Annotated in this window: 13 protein-coding genes; 2 read left to right on the forward strand and 11 right to left on the reverse strand. The window is 68.2% G+C overall.

Annotation, left to right across the window (positions count from 1 at the left end; translation table 11 throughout):
* Positions 1–71: 71 nt before the first annotated feature.
* The 4 genes from ACNR9O_RS13205 to ACNR9O_RS13220 all read right to left on the reverse strand — a co-directional run bounded on the left by ACNR9O_RS13205 (position 72) and on the right by ACNR9O_RS13220 (position 6281).
* Positions 72–3080 carry a glycoside hydrolase domain-containing protein gene (locus ACNR9O_RS13205; protein ID WP_473700647.1) on the reverse strand — a complete coding sequence of 1003 codons (3009 nt, stop codon included), beginning with the start codon at positions 3078–3080 and terminating at the stop codon, positions 72–74.
* 87 nt (positions 3081–3167) lie between these two features.
* On the reverse strand, positions 3168–4154 hold the full coding sequence (locus ACNR9O_RS13210; protein ID WP_473688150.1) for a DMT family transporter: 987 nt from the start codon (positions 4152–4154) through the stop codon (positions 3168–3170).
* Positions 4155–4245: 91 nt separating this feature from the next.
* Positions 4246–5598, reverse strand: coding sequence for a sensor histidine kinase (locus tag ACNR9O_RS13215; protein ID WP_473688148.1), 1353 nt, complete (start codon positions 5596–5598; stop codon positions 4246–4248).
* Positions 5595–6281 carry a response regulator gene (locus ACNR9O_RS13220; RefSeq protein ID WP_473688146.1) on the reverse strand — a complete coding sequence of 229 codons (687 nt, stop codon included), beginning with the start codon at positions 6279–6281 and terminating at the stop codon, positions 5595–5597. The genes ACNR9O_RS13215 and ACNR9O_RS13220 overlap by 4 nt, the downstream gene beginning before the upstream one ends.
* Before the next feature lie 151 nt (positions 6282–6432).
* On the opposite strand from ACNR9O_RS13220, the gene ACNR9O_RS13225 reads away from it, so the two are divergent.
* Complete coding sequence (locus tag ACNR9O_RS13225) at positions 6433–6927, forward strand: Spy/CpxP family protein refolding chaperone (protein WP_473688144.1); 495 nt, start codon at positions 6433–6435, stop codon at positions 6925–6927.
* 72 nt (positions 6928–6999) lie between these two features.
* On the opposite strand, the gene ACNR9O_RS13230 is transcribed toward ACNR9O_RS13225, so the two are convergent.
* From ACNR9O_RS13230 to ACNR9O_RS13245, 4 genes are read right to left on the reverse strand one after another with little or no spacing between them, the layout of a single operon-like run.
* A complete protein-coding gene (locus ACNR9O_RS13230) occupies positions 7000–7428 on the reverse strand; it encodes a GlcG/HbpS family heme-binding protein (protein WP_473688142.1) in 429 nt (142 codons plus the stop codon).
* Positions 7425–8273: an alpha/beta fold hydrolase gene (locus ACNR9O_RS13235; RefSeq protein WP_473688140.1), complete on the reverse strand. Its 849-nt coding sequence runs from the start codon at positions 8271–8273 to the stop codon at positions 7425–7427. The genes ACNR9O_RS13230 and ACNR9O_RS13235 overlap by 4 nt, the downstream gene beginning before the upstream one ends.
* 11 nt (positions 8274–8284) lie before the next feature.
* On the reverse strand, positions 8285–9403 hold the full coding sequence (locus tag ACNR9O_RS13240) for an aldo/keto reductase (RefSeq protein ID WP_473688138.1): 1119 nt from the start codon (positions 9401–9403) through the stop codon (positions 8285–8287).
* A gap of 46 nt (positions 9404–9449) precedes the next feature.
* The gene (locus ACNR9O_RS13245) at positions 9450–10517 is read right to left on the reverse strand and encodes an aldo/keto reductase (RefSeq protein WP_473688136.1); all 1068 of its coding nucleotides are present in this window, start codon (positions 10515–10517) and stop codon (positions 9450–9452) included.
* A gap of 95 nt (positions 10518–10612) precedes the next feature.
* On the opposite strand from ACNR9O_RS13245, the gene ACNR9O_RS13250 reads away from it, so the two are divergent.
* Entirely contained in the window at positions 10613–11512 is a 900-nt protein-coding gene (locus tag ACNR9O_RS13250; protein WP_473688134.1) for a LysR family transcriptional regulator, read from the forward strand.
* 7 nt (positions 11513–11519) lie between these two features.
* On the opposite strand, the gene ACNR9O_RS13255 is transcribed toward ACNR9O_RS13250, so the two are convergent.
* The 3 genes from ACNR9O_RS13255 to ACNR9O_RS13265 form a co-directional block, all read right to left on the reverse strand.
* A complete protein-coding gene (locus ACNR9O_RS13255; protein ID WP_473688132.1) occupies positions 11520–11687 on the reverse strand; it encodes a hypothetical protein in 168 nt (55 codons plus the stop codon).
* Between the two features lie 187 nt (positions 11688–11874).
* Positions 11875–12279: a DoxX family protein gene (locus tag ACNR9O_RS13260; RefSeq protein ID WP_473688129.1), complete on the reverse strand. Its 405-nt coding sequence runs from the start codon at positions 12277–12279 to the stop codon at positions 11875–11877.
* Between the two features lie 83 nt (positions 12280–12362).
* Entirely contained in the window at positions 12363–13724 is a 1362-nt protein-coding gene (locus tag ACNR9O_RS13265) for a formimidoylglutamate deiminase (RefSeq protein WP_473688127.1), read from the reverse strand.
* Between the last annotated feature and the right edge of the window lie 62 nt (positions 13725–13786).

Raw genomic sequence — 13786 nt, forward strand, 5'->3', positions numbered from 1 at the left:
CCTTGGCGGCGCGCCGGGGGGGAGACGCGTCCGCCAAGGATAGAACCATCATGCATTCCGATCGATGGGATTCACTCGATGCGCAAGAGCCAGCCCTTGCCGGGCTCCACCGGAATCGCGTCGCCCGGCTTGAACGTCGCGGCCGGCTGGAAGCCCGGCACCTCGGACGCCACCAGCTTTGCCTTGGCCGGATTCAGGCCCAGCGCCTTCCAGTCGATCGCCAGCCTGGCGTCGGTCTTCTCCGGCGCCCACGATGCCAGCGCGACCAGCGTGCCCTGCCCCTTGCGCACGTAGCTGGTGGCCAGCACATCGTCGCGGCCGGTCTTCACCGGTGCGTCGTGCACCCACCAGCCGACCATGTCCGCCTTGGCGATGCCGAAGTCGTCCCACAGCTTCCACAGCGGACGCGGATCGCTCTTGGCCGACCAGCCCAGCCGGCTGGTCATGCCGAACAGCATGCCGCGCCATGGGTTGCCGTCGTTCTGCAGCATCTCGCCCATCAGGCCATAGGGAATGCCGGAGATCTCGGTGAGCCAGTACGCGGGCGAGGTCTTCTCGTAATCGAAGTACTCGCCGAACCACAGGCGATCGATGTACGGGAACAGCTCCATGTACAGCAGCGCGCTATTGATGTAGCCGTCGCGCGGGTTGTACTGGTTGGCCGAATGCAGATCGATCAGCGGATCCGGCCGATGCGCCTGCAGGACCTTGCGCACGCGTTTCATGGTGGTGCGGTCGTAGGCGACGTCGTCCAGGTACAGGCCGTCGATGCCTTCGTTGCGCGCCAGCCAGTCCAGCCCTTCGATATAGAAGTTGTGCCAGCGGCTCTGGCCGGCGTTGATCACCGCCGCATCGCGATTCTCCGGCACGTGCCAGGCGGCGATATAGTCGCCGTCGAGGTGTTCCTGCAGCCACGAAAAGCCGCCGCCCTTGCCCGCGCTGATCACCTCGTGGCCCAAGGACTCGAGCATCGGCAGCTCCGGCGCGCGGTCGGTCAGCTCGCGCACGGTGTCGTAGATCTTCACGCGCATGCCGCGCTGGTGGGCCGCGTCGACGTACTTGCGCATCGCCTCGGCTTCCAGGAACGGATAGTTGATCCATGGATTGATCGGCGTGGCGTGATGGATGTTCACCACGTTAGCCCCGTCGGCCTTGATCGCGTCCAGGTCGCCATACTTGTGGAAGAAGCGCTCGCTGAACTGCTTCGCCGGCTCGATCGTCTTGAACGGCGTGACGCGCAACACAACGTCATAGCGCAGCATCTGGCCCGCCGGCATCGTGCGCGGGCCGCTGAAGGCTTTGACCAGATAGCGGTCCTTGCCGCGCTCCATCTCGACGCCGCCCTGCCCGCCGTTATCCCATGATTGCGGGATGCGTAGCGGCTGCTGCTGATAGAAATTGGTGTTGAGCGGGCGCAGGTAGTGTTCGTCGCGCAGGTGGAATTCCAGGCCCGCGTTCACGGCACCGAGCCACGCGCCATCCTGGTTGTTGCGCACGTTCCAGTGCCAGCTGAAGGTCTGCGGTGCTTCGCCGCCCTGCTGGCCAAGGCCGAGCTGGTAGCGCGCGACGTCGTTGCGCAGCGGGATCTCGAGGCGGATGTCGCCGATCGTTGTTTCCTTGTCCGCCTGCAGGGCGATCGCGTATTGCAACGTGCCATCGGCTTCCAGCGACGCCTTCACTTCGCCGCGCAGCGGGCCGGCGTCGCCGGCGACGGTCCAATGCACCTTGCCTGGACCGTCGATCTCCACCTTGGGCGTGCCCTTGGCCGCGAGCGCGTGCACGCCGGCCGCGTCTTCCACCAGCAGGCGTACGGGAGCCTGCAGCAGCGCGCGCGGCTGCTTGGCGAACCCCGTCATGCGCTCGTCGAAGCGGCTCTGGATCTGCGCCGGCAGTCCGCTGTCGGCCAACGTAATGTCACGCCCCAGGATCGCCAGGTTCGCACCCTTGACGGCGACGGCCGTCAGGGGCTTCACCAGCGTGTCGTCCTGCGCCAGGGTGGAGTCGAGCCAGCGCAGGCGAGTCAGCTTGAACGGATCGTCGTCGCCATGCGCGACCGCGGCCGCCTCGCCGACCGTGACGGCCAGCGGCACGCGTTGCGGCTCCACGCCATCGGCGGCGACGGTCAGTTCGCCCTGGTAGAGCCCCGGCTTTGCATCGGCAGGAATGTCCAGGCCCATCCACATCGGCTGCACGCGCCCTTTCGCCACGTCCACGCGCGTCGTAAACGGCCGGCCGCTCACATCCACGCCGCGCAGGTTGAAGCAGGTCAGCGCCGTGGCCGGAATCACCGCGTCGTCCGGGCCGCGCAGTTCGCCGAAGCTCACGCGCACTTCGTTCACCGGCGCGCGTGGCGCCCACAGGCCGACCTGGAAACTGAGGTATTCGCCGCGCAGCGCGCTGTCGCTCAGCGAGCCGCCGGGCCCGCGTTGCGCCCACGACGCCGGCAGCGTGTCGAACATGCGCACGGGATGGGTGCGCGTCTCGGGAAACAGCAGCAACGGCCCGGCGTGCTTCGCCAGCAGTGCGTCCAGTTCGGCCGGCGTGGCGGTGCGCTCCATGTCGGTGTAGGCGTCGAAATCGTCCACCGCTTCGTAGCGCAGCACCTTGGCCTGCGGCAGGCGACGCCACGCCGACGCCTTGCCGGCCTTCGCGGCCCAGGCGGCGTCGGCAGTGTCGGTCGGCGCCGCATAGGTCACCACGGGATAGTTGCTGCGCCCGTTGCTGACGTAAGGCTGGTAGTACACGGCATAGGTGCCGGCCTTGGCGGCCTGGAACACCAGTTCGCCGGCGGCGCGGTCGATGTCGCCGCGCAGCACATTGGCGACCGGTTCGCCATCGGGCCTCGTCACGATGATGGCTACCTTCTCCGGGTGCGCATCACGGCGGCGCCATGGGATCTCCACGCGCACCGCCGCCGCGGGCGCGTCCACCTGCACGAGATAGCGATGGTTGCCCAGATGCGATGGATCCCAGCGCAGCGCCGGTGCGCCATGTTCATCGGCCAGCACCGCGGGCGCCATCGCCAGAGCCGCTCCGGCCATCATCAGACCCATCACCGCACGCGCATGACACCGTCGCATCGCCCACCTCACCCATGACGCAAAACGATGGTGTTTAACCCGAGGCGCGCCATCGAGGCAAGTTCCGGACGTCTGGACGGCCACGCGTCAAGCGCCGCGATCGGTGCGCAATGTGCGCAACTCCTCGTCATGCCCTGCCGCGCCGCGCCCGCTCATCCAGCCGAACAGCGCGATGCCGGCTACGATCAGCAGCGCGCCGATCGCCGCGAAGCCGTGCGGCCATGCCTCACCCAGCAGCGCCGCGCCCAGCAACGTGGCAAACAGCAGTTCGGCGGCCTGCATCGCCTCCACCGCCGCCAGCGCGGTGGGCTCGCTGCGCACCATGTCGGTGGCGCGGAAGAACAGCACGGTGGCAATCACGCCGGAAGACAACGCCACGCCACCGGCGAGCAGCACGTCGCGCCACGACGGCGGGCCGACCGTCGCCCATGCGATCGCGGCGAACAGCAGCCATAACGGCCAGCTGCACAGCGTCATGCCGAACACGCGCTGCACCGCGCCGAGCCGAGCGTGCCCGTGTTCCAGATGGAGCAGCAGCTTGCGGTTGCCCAGCGGATAGGCGAACGCCGACACCATTACCGCGCCGATCGCCATCCAATCGCCCGCGCGCAACCGCCCCTGCGCGTGGCCCCATTGCAGCGCGAAGACGCCGGCCACGATCAGCGCGCCGATAGCCAGGGTGCGCCAGGCCAGCCGGCCGCGCGCATCGCGATAGATCAGCGGCGCCATCAGCGGCCCGGCCAGCACGGTGGTCTGGAAGCTGCCGGCGATGAGCCACGATGGCCCGCTGCTCGCGGCCCAGGTCAGTGGGACGCCGAACAGCACGAAACCCACGCTGCTCCATAGCAGCCATGTCCGCGGATGGCGACGCAGCTCGGCCGGCAGTTCGCCCAGTCCGCCCTGCCACGGCAACACCAGCGCAAGCAGCGGCAAGGTGATCAGGTAACGCAGGATGCCCGCCCAGGCCCAATGCCCGCCGCCGGCGACGAAGCTGCGGTTGAGCACATAAGTGAGCGTGAAGAACAACGCAGAGCAAAGAGCCAGCCCGACGGCGGCGAGAGCGGAGGAGCGCATGCGGGTTCCGCGGGACGAAGAGCGGCTAGTGTCGCAAAGCGGGCACCGACCGCGAAACCGGCCAGGACCAGGGCAGCGCCGATAGCCGCCCTTACGTCTGCAGTGGCAAGCTCAGTCGCACTTCCAGCCCGCCACCTTCGGCATTGCGCGCGCTCGCCTCGCCGCCATGCACCAGCGCCACGCGACGGACGATGGCCAGACCGAGGCCGTGCCCCTCCGCCTTCGCCGCGTTGCTGCCGCGGAAGAAGGGGCGGAACAGCTGGCTCAGTTCGCTTTCCGGCACACCGGGGCCGTGATCGCGCACGCTCAGTTCGGCACGACCGTCATTCGCGAGCAGCGCCAGCTCCACCGTGCCGTCGACGGGGCTGTACTTGATGGCGTTGCCCAGCAGGTTATCCAGCGCGCGCTCCAGCAAGGACCCACTGCCGCAGATCCATGCCGGCGCCTCGATCGCCGCGTGCAGGCGGACACCGCGGGCGCCGGCTTCCAGTTGCGCCTTGGCGATGCATTCGCGCGCCGTCGCGGCCAGATCCACCGGCTCGCGCTCCATGCCCGGCAAGCCGCCTTCCAGACGCGACAGCGCCAGCATCTGGCCGGTCATGCGGTCCAGCCGTTCGATCTCGCGCTCGGCCTGGGCGAAATAAGCGTCGGCTTGTTCGCCGTCGCTGCGGCGCGCCAGATCGAGGATGAGCTGCAAGCGGGCCAGCGGCGAGCGCAATTCGTGCGACAGGTCCTGCAGAACGCCGCGGTCGTGCGCGACCAGCGCTTCGATGCGCTCGGCCATGGCGTCGAAGTCGCCGGCGAGCTGCGCCAGTTCGCCCGGACCGCGCCGCCCTTGCGGCCCTACGCGCGTGGACAGTTCGCCGGCCGCCATCTGCCGCGCGGCGCGTTGCATCGCCTGCACCGGCCGGGCCACGCCGCGCGCCACCCACCAGCCGATCAGCGCGATGAACAACAGCGATAGCGCGAACTGCACCGCCAGATAGATCTGGTTGCGTGTCTGCATAGGAATGCGCGAATGGGTGCGGCTCATCGCGACCAGCTGGCGCGACTGGCCATCCGCGCCGGCCACCTGCTGTACCGCCAGGTAGAAACGCGGATAAGGCTGCATCACCAAATCGTGGCCGGCGGCGAGCCACTGCGGCAGCTGGTCGCGTACACCGCCGGGCAGGCGGACCGGCACCAGCGGCGCGCCGTTTTCGTACAGCGTGGCATCGACGCCGTCGCGGCGCTGGTCGAGGATCCATGTCTGGAGGCCGTCCGTGCCGCCGCTCTCGTATGCCTTGTTCGCACTGTCGGCCAGCGCTGCCCAGTTGATCTCTACCGCCGTGCTGTAGGCAATGAAGCTGCGCGTGACATAGCCGCCCAGCAGCAGCACCAGCAGATTGGCCAGGAAGAACGACACCAGCAGGCGCCAGAACAACGAAGTCTTGAACGGATTCATGCGCCCCCCGCGACCAGCAGGTAGCCGGCGCCGCGCACCGACTCGATCTTCGGCGCCTGCGCGGATGCCTCGGCCAGCTTGTGGCGCAGCCGGCTCACGTGCACGTCGATGCTGCGATCGAAGCGCTCCAGTTCGCGCCCCAGCGCCATGCGCGTCAGCGTGGCCTTGTCCACCAGCTGACCGGCGCGCTGCGCCAGGGCGAGCAGCAGGCTGAATTCGGCGCCGGTGAGGGAAAGTTCGGCATCGCCTGCGTAGGCGCGCCGCTCGCCTGGCAGCAGGCGCAGCACGCCGACTTCCACCGTACCCGCGGCCACCGGCGAATGGCGGCGCAGCTGGGCACGTACGCGCGCCAGCAGCTCGCGCGGCAGGCAGGGTTTGGACAGATAGTCGTCCGCACCGAGTTCCAGGCCGATGACTCGATCCACCGGTTCGCCGCGCGCCGACAGCATGATCACCGGCAGGCGATGCTGCAGGCGCAACTCGCGCAGCGTCTCCAGGCCGTCGCGGCCCGGCATCATCACGTCCAGGATCAACAGATCCGGCCGCTGCGCCGGGTTGCTGAGGCGGGCCAGGGCTTCCTCGCCGTCGTGGGCGACGTCGACGGCGAAGCCTTCCCGGCGCAGGTATTCGGCCAGGAGATCGGTGAGAGCGCGGTCGTCGTCGGCTAGAAGAATGCGTTGCATAAGGGCGGGCGTGGGTTTTTGCGCCATTCAAGCGGCGCGGAAGCCCGGTAACCACGGGCTTTACGCTTCTTTACCCACCGGCAAAAAACATACACGCGGGGGTGGCGTCAAATACTCCGCAAGCCCCCTCCAACCCGAAAGGTGAACCAACATGCGCAAGTCTCTCTTCCTCGGCCTGGCCCTCGCTTCCGCCATGACGCTCGGCACCGCGGCGTTCGCCGCCGGCCAGGACGGCGGCCCGCGTTTCGGCGGCCACCACGACGGCCATGGCTTCGGCATGGCCATGCAGAAGCTCAACCTCACCGACGCGCAGAAGACCAGCATCCGCAATCTGGTGAAGACCAGCTTCAGCCAGACCAAGCCCCAGCGCGATGCCTTGCGCCAGCAGCGCCAGGCGTTCGAGGCGATGACCCCGGATCAGGTCGGCTACCAGGCCGCCGCGACCCAACTGGCCCAGGCCGAAGCTGCCGCCACGCAGAACCGCGTGCAGCAGCAGGCGCAGCTGAAGGCGCAGATCTATGCCCTGCTGACCCCGCAGCAGAAGGCCCAATGGGCCACGCTGAAGCAGGAACGCGAACAGCGCCGCCAGCAGTGGGAGCAGTTCAAGGCGCAGCAGAAGGCGTCGGCCACCTCCACGGCGCAGTAAATTCTTCGCGCCGGTGCCGTAACGAACAGGGCCGCCCCACTTCGCGCGGGGCGGCCTTGTTCTTTCGCGGCATCAGCCTGGGGCGTTCAGCACCGCCGCGCCGGCGGCGGCCACCTGTGCGTCCTGCGTGGATTGCATGCCTGACACGCCGATCGCGCCGACCACCTTGCCGTCCTGGTACAGCGGCAGCCCGCCGTCCAGCGGCAGCAGGTTGCTCATGCCCAGCAGGCGCAGGCCCAGCCCGCCGTCGCGCACGGCGTCTTCGAACAGCTTCGATGGGCGGCGGAAATTCACCGCCGTCTCCGCCTTGGCCTGTGCGACCGCGACGCTGGCGTGCTGCACGTCGTCCAGCGCGTGCAGCATCACCAGATGCCCGCCGCTGCCGACGATGGCGATCGCCATCGGCCAGTCGTTGCGCGCGGCCTCGGCCTGTGCCGCGGCCATCACGCGCGTGGCGTCGGCCAGCGCGATCGGCGCACCGTACGATGGCGGGCGGCTCACGCCTTCACCTCCGCGAGAAAATCGCGCAGCAACGGCAGCACCGCCTCCGGCCGCTCGATATTCACGTGATGACCCGCGTCCGGGACACGCACGAGCCGTGCGTTCGGCAAACCGGCAGCAAGCCGCTCGGATAGCTCGATGACTTCCGGCTGGTCTTCTTCGCCGACGATCAGCAGCATGGGCATGTGCAGCTCCGCCAAGCGTTCCGTCGCGGGCGTCGCCGGGTTGCGCTGCAACGACGCCTTCTTCCAATAGCCATCCTCGCGGCCGAAGTTCCACGCGCTCATCGCGGCGATGCGCTCCCGCGCTTGCGCATTGCTCTGCTCCGGCGAGCGTCGCGGACCATCGAGGAAGGTACGCAACGACGTCTCCAGCAAGGCATCGGCGTCCCCGCTCTGCACCGCGGCCCAGAACGCCTGCGCTTGCGGGGTGCGCATGGCGTAATGGCCCCAGTAACCGGCGCCGATCAGCGCCAGCGCGCTCACCCGCTGCGGGTTTGCCAGCGCGAAGTCCAGCGCCGTGCCGGCGCCGCCGGAGCAGCCGATCAAAGCAGTGCGCTCGATGGCGCTTTCGTCGAGTACGCGCGCCAGATCTTCATGATGTGCGAAAGGCGCATCGGGCATCGACGAACGGCCGAAGCCGCGCAGGTCGTAGCGCAGCACGCGGTGATCGCCGGCAAGCGCGGCGAACTCCTCGTCCCATTGCCCGCTGTCGACCAGGAAACCGTGCAACATCGTCACGGCATCGCCGCGCCCAGCCTGTTCGGCATGGAAATGCACGCCGCCGGCTTCGATCCAGCGCGCCTGCGGCGCGCCGGTTCTCTTTTGCGATACGAGTGCGGACATGGCGGCGCTCCTCAACGGCTGGCCCGTACGTCGCGCGCTTCCACCGCCCCCACCCACACCGGTGGCGCATAGCCCGCGGGCTTGTCGCCTACCGCGACGCCACCGTGAATGCGCGTCTGCTGACGGTCGACGAACATGTAGTACGGGAAAGGCGCATCCGGCGCGCTCGCTTCATCCAGCCGCGCGCGCAGCATGTCCGGCAAGGTGAATTCCAGTGCGGCGAGGTTGTCATCCAGCTGCGCCAGCTTGGTCGCACCGACGATCAGCGATGCGATGCCGGGCCGGTTCGCCGCCCAGTTCAATGCCACCTGCGCCATGCTGCGGCCGACATCGCGCGCGACGTCTTCCAGCGCGGCGACGATTTTCCAGTTGCGTTCGGTGAAACGCTCGAAACCCGGCGCCGCCGTCACCTTGGCGAGGCGTCCGTCGCCTTCGCCGCCGGCCTGGCTCGGGCGGTACTTGCCCGACAACAGGCCCATGCCCAGCGGGCTCCACGCGGTAATGCCCATGCCCAGTTCGGTGGCCAGCGGGACGAATTCGTGTTCGATATGCCGCTCGACCAGCGAGTATTCCAGCTGCATGTTCACCAGCGGCGTCAAGGCATGCGCCTCGGCGAATGTCTGCGCCCGCGCCGCGTACCAAGCGGGCGTGTCGGACAGGCCGGCGTAGCGGATCTTGCCGGCGCGCACCAGGTCGTCCAGCGTGCGCACGACTTCCTCGGCCGGCGTGACGCGATCCCAGGTATGCAGCAGATAAAGGTCGATGTAGTCGGTGCGCAGGCGCCGCAGCGAACCTTCCACCGCGCGCATGATGTTCTTGCGCCCGTTGCCGCCGGCGTTGGGATTGCCCGGCTGCGCGTTGTAGGTGAACTTGGTGGAGATCACCACGCGGTCGCGCGCGCCGGCCTGCTCCACGAACTTGCCCAGCAGGGTTTCACTGCTGCCTTCGGTGTACATGTCGGCGGTGTCGATGAAATTGCCGCCGGCGGCGAGATAGCGGTCGAACATGGCGCGCGCGGTGTCTTCCGCGGCGCCCCAGCCCCAGTCTTCGCCGAAGGTCATGGTGCCGAGCGAAAGGCGGCTGACGCGCAGGCCGGAGCGGCCGAGGGTGTAGTACTGGTCGAGAGACATCGTTCGTTTCCTTGAGCGGGATGTTGAAGAACAGCGTCGGGGAAAATCAGGGCAGGCGGCCGACTTTGGCGTTGCCGAACAACACCTGTCGCGTCTGCTCCAGTTGCATGAAGTCGTGGGGAAAACCGAGCTCGATCGCACTGGCCTCGTCGAGGCGGCGGCGTTGCTCATCGCTGAACTGGATATCGAGCGCGCCGAGGTTGTCTTCCAGTTGCCTGGCCGTGCGCGCGCCGATGATCGGCCCGGTGACCGCCGGGTGCAGCAGCGTCCATGCCAGCGCCACCTGCGATGAGGTGCGGCCCAGTTCGTGGGCGACCTGCTTGACCACTTCAGCGATATCCAGCGCGCGCGCCGTGAGCGCGCCGATCGCCGCGGCCACGTCCTTGCGCGTGCCGGTGACATCGCTGCCGACGACCTGGCCGACGTGAGCCAGGTCCGCGCGGCTGTACTTGCCGGTGAGCACGCCGCTGGCCAGCGGCGACCACGCAAGCACGCCAAGCCCCAGCTCTTTCGCCATCGGCAGCAGTTCCCGCTCCACCGTGCGCTCGGCCAGGTTGTACTGGATCTGCAGTGCCACCAGCGGCGTCCAGCCACGAAGGTCGGCGATGGTCTGCATGCGCGCGACCTGCCATGCCGGCGCATCGGAGATGCCGGCGTACAACACCTTGCCCGAGCGCACGAGATCATCGAAACCGCGCATCACTTCCTCCACCGGCGTGAGATCGTCCCAGGCGTGGAGATAGAGCAGATCGATGTAATCGGTATCGAGCCGGCGCAGGCTTGCGTCGACGGAACGCATCATGTTCTTGCGGTGATTGCCGCCGCCATTGGGGTCGTCCGGCCGCATGTTGAGCGAGTACTTGGTCGCCACCACCAGCGAGTCGCGGCGATCGCCGATGAACTGGCCGAGCAAACGTTCCGAACTGCCGCCGGTATAGAAGTTGGCGGTGTCGATGAAGTTGCCGCCGCGCTCCACGTACAGGTCGAAGATGCGCCGCGACTCGGCGGCATCCGCGCCCCAGCCCCAGTCCTCGCCGAAGGTCATGGTGCCGAGCGAGAGGCGGCTGACGCGCAGGCCGGAACGGCCGAGGGTGTAGTAGCGATCGAGCGGCATGGCGGTGTCCTCCGTTGCGATGGACACAGTCTGGCCCTTGCCATTGCGTAGAAAAATAAGGATTCTTTTGATGCGTTATTAAGTCAGGCTAAACAATGCGCGACGACCACACTCCTGCCTTACGCGCCTTCCACTTGATTGCCCGGCACGGCAGCTTCACCCGTGCCGCCGCCGAGCTGGAGGTGACCGCGTCCGCGCTGAGCCAGACCATGCGCCAGCTGGAGCAACGCCTGGGTGTGCGCCTGCTGCAGCGGACCACGCGCAAGGTCGGCCTCACCGAAGCCGGCGAATTGTTCCTGCAGCGGATCACGCCGGCCCTGGCAGCCATCGATGGCGCGCTGGACGAACTGCGCCAGCACGGCGACCGCCCGGCTGGCACGCTGCGCGTGACGGTGCCGGAGATCGTGCTGGAATGGCTGATCGCACCGATGCAGGCGGCGTTCCTGCGTCGCTGGCCGGACATCACGCTGGATATCGACGTCACCGGTGGCCTGGTCGACCTGGTCGCCGGCGGCTACGACTGCGGCATCCGCCTCGGCGAGCGCCTGGCGCGCGATATGGTCGCGGTGCCGCTGGGCGGCAAGGTGCGTTCGGTGGTGGCCGCTACGCCGGCCTACCTGGACAAGCATGGCCGGCCGCAGCATCCGCGCGATCTGCAGGCGCATGCCTGCATCCGCAATCGCTACATCAGCAGTGGCGCGATCTACCGCTGGGAATTCGCGCAGCGCGGACGCTGGTTCGACATCGACGTGGGCGGACCGCTGATCGTCAACGATCCGGCGTTGGCCATCCACGCCGCGCTGGACGGACTGGGCCTCACCCACACGCTGGAACCGGCAGTGCGCGACCACCTCGCTGCCGGCCGGCTGGAGACCGTGCTCGATACCTGGTTGCCGCCGTATGACGGCTTCTATTTGTATTACCCCAGCCGCTTCCAGGTACCGCCGAAGCTGCGCGCGTTCATCGAATTCCTGCGTGAGCGGATGGCGGCATGAACCGCGCTCAGCGATAGCGCCAGTGACCCTCGACCCACACGTGCGGCGCCGACCAGTAGCCGGGCACCCATACGCGGCCGCCGTAGTAGCCGTGGGCGGGAACCACCACGCAACCGTTCAGCGCGGCGGTGGCGGCAAGCAAGGCGGTGCAAACGAAAATCTTGGTCCTGCCCATGGCGTGCTCCGAGTGGAGAGGTGGGCAGGAAAACGGAGGACGCGAACCGGCGATGACGTGGCCGCGCAGGCCGATGTCGAACATTCAGCGACACCCGCAGGTTGGGGTGAGCTCGGCGAAACCCAGCGCACGTAAACCCGGCGTTGTGATGTCGGGGTTTGCCGCGCTCACCCCGACCTGCGGCAGCCTAATTCCACTTGCCGTGCGCACCGCCGACGGAGAACCGCCCGGCGCCGAGCAGCAGCACGGCGATCGCGCTGCCCAGGTACATGCCCTGCAGTTCCAGCGCCCAGCCGCCCGTGTCGGCGAGCGACATGAACTGGCCGGCATGCACCAGCGCCAGGGCGACCACCATGTTCACCGCGACGATCAGCGCGCCGACACGCGACCAAAGGCCAAGGATCAGCAGTACCGGCGCCACCACTTCGCCCACGTAGACGCCATAGGCGAGGAAGGATGGCAGCCCGGCCTGGCCCAGCGCTTGCACGACGAAGCCAGGGCCGTGGATCAGCTTCGATACGCCGTGAAACAGGATCAGCGCGCCCAGCACCACGCGCAGGATCAGCTTGCCCAGATCGTTGGAGGTCTGCATGGAAGGCTCCCCGTCTATGGAACGGCCGCCCCTCGCGGCCGCGTCGGTTCACACTAATCCAGCACGCGCCGTATGCGCCAGCATCAACCGCGCGCGAGGCGCTCCAGCACGGCGCGGTAACGGGCTGCGATGCCGGCTTCGTCGTGGTGGCGGAAATCGCGCACCACCCAGCGGCCGCCGCACATCACATGCCGCACCAGCGGCGTGTTGCCGGCAAACAGGAAGGTATCCAGCAGCGATCGCGCATCGCGCGCGGCCAGCAGCGGCGATTCGTCGTCCAGCACCAGCACATCCGCCCGCGCGGCAGAACGCAGTTCGCCCACCGGCAGGCCGGCGGCGCGTGCGCCGCCCTGCAGCGCGGCGCGCCACAGTGTCGCGCCGACGCTATCGCCTTCATGGCGCGCGGCGATGTTGCGATGACGCGTGGACAGGCGCTGCCCGTATTCCAGCCAGCGCAACTCCTCCACCGGCGAGATGGAAATATGCGAATCGGAGCCGATGCCCAGCGTGCCCTTGGCGTCGAGGTAATCGGCCAGCGGGAACAATCCGTCGCCGAGATTCGCCTCGGTGGTGGGACACAGCCCCGCCACGGCGCCGCTGCGCGCCAGGCGCGAAGTCTCGTGACCGGTGAGGTGAGTGGCATGCACCAAGGTCCAGCGTTCGTCCACCGGCGCGTGATCGAGCAGCCATTCCACCGGTCGCGCGCCGCGCGTGGCCAGGCAATCCTGCACTTCGCCGATCTGCTCGGCGATATGGATATGGATCGGCAAGTCTTTGGCCGCACCGGTGGCGAGCAGGCCACGCATCGCCTCCTCCGGCACGGCGCGCAGCGAGTGCAGCGCCACGCCCAGGCGCATGCCGTCCCCCTCGTGGCGGCGCAGGGCCTCAAGCAGACGCACGTACGAGGACAGATCGTGGCCGAAGCGGCGCTGGCGCGCGGCCAGCGGGCGGCCGTCGAAACCGCCGGTCATGTACAGCACCGGCAGCAGGGTCAGGGCGATGCCCGTCTCGCGCGCGGCCTCGATCAAGGCCAGCGACATCGCCTCCGGTTGCGCATAAGGGGTGCCGTCGGGCTGGTGGTGGAGGTAGTGGAACTCGCACACCTGGGTGTAGCCGGCCTTGAGCATCTCCACATAGAGCTGCGCGGCGATCGCTTTCAGTTCCTCCGGACCGATCGCGGCGGCGAAGGCGTACATGGTCTCGCGCCAGGTCCAGAAGCTGTCGTCGCTCTTGCCCTTGCGCTCGGCCAGGCCTGCCATCGCGCGCTGGAATGCATGCGAATGCAGGTTGGGCATGCCGGGCAGCGCCCAGGCGCCGAGCCGCTCGGCTTCGCCCTCAGGCGGCGCGACGTGGCCGGTGGCATCGACCGCGAAGGCGCCGTCGGCGCTCCACCCATCGGCCAGCCAGAGCTGGTCGGCACTGTAGGTACGGGTGGCGTCGCTCATCGAAAGGGCTCCGTTGGGGGTGCGCGGAGTGTAACCGGCCGTGCACGGATGGCTAAGGAGCC

It is taken from the genome of Dyella sp. CR10, from assembly GCF_055814425.1.